The sequence below is a fragment of the Streptomyces viridosporus genome, assembly GCF_002078235.1.
In the GTDB taxonomy this organism is placed as follows: domain Bacteria; phylum Actinomycetota; class Actinomycetes; order Streptomycetales; family Streptomycetaceae; genus Streptomyces; species Streptomyces viridosporus.
The window spans coordinates 1-713 of record NZ_MSGP01000942.1; the positions used below are offsets into that span (position 1 = coordinate 1).

The window sequence follows — 713 nt, forward strand, 5'->3', positions numbered from 1 at the left end:
CGCGTCGAAGTCCCAGATGAGGAAGAGCAGGAAGGCGATCAGCGCGGAGAACAGCCCGGCGAGGACCAATTCGCGGGTGGTGCGCCGGATCTGCAGCGCGAAGACCATCCCGATGGTGACGAGGGCCCCGGAGATCAGGCCGAACCACACCACGCCCGGCATGGTCTCCCCGGTCGACTCCGCCCGCGCGCTGCGGGCCTGGTCGGCGGCGGCCACCTGGTCCACGAGCGGCTGGTAGGCCTGTGCCTCGAAGTCCGTCCGCGGCTCGTAGTCGGTGACGTCCCGGCGGACGCGGTCGAGCAGCTCGGTGCCGTGCTCGGTGACCCGGCCGTCGTTCGCCATGGTCCGCCACTCGGTGGTGACGACGTGTCCGACATAGGCGTTGACATCGTCCCGGATGCGGTCACGCACCTCGGCGGGGTAGACCCGCACCCGCTCCGAGATCTCGTGCAGTGCCACCGCCTCCGCCCGCACGTGGTCCTCAGCGGCGCTGCGCCCCTCCCAGACGCCGGCGATGGCGAGGCCCAGGACGATGGCGTACACCACACCGATCCACATCGTCATGTACTCGATGACGTCCGGGGTCTCGGTGGGGTCCTCGTCGTCGGCCGCCCGGCGGTGCCGTACGAGGGTGATGACGACCACGACGACACAGGCGGCCAGCATCGCGAGGGTGAGAACAAGCCATTCCGGCAAGAGGTGCCTCCTGGAGC

General features: G+C 69.8%; 1 protein-coding gene. It reads right to left on the bottom strand.

The features are described 5' to 3' along the window. A partial coding sequence (locus B7L92_RS38815; RefSeq protein ID WP_081241695.1) for a bestrophin-like domain occupies positions 1–696 on the bottom strand: 696 nt, incomplete at its 3' end. Positions 697–713 lie beyond the last annotated feature (17 nt).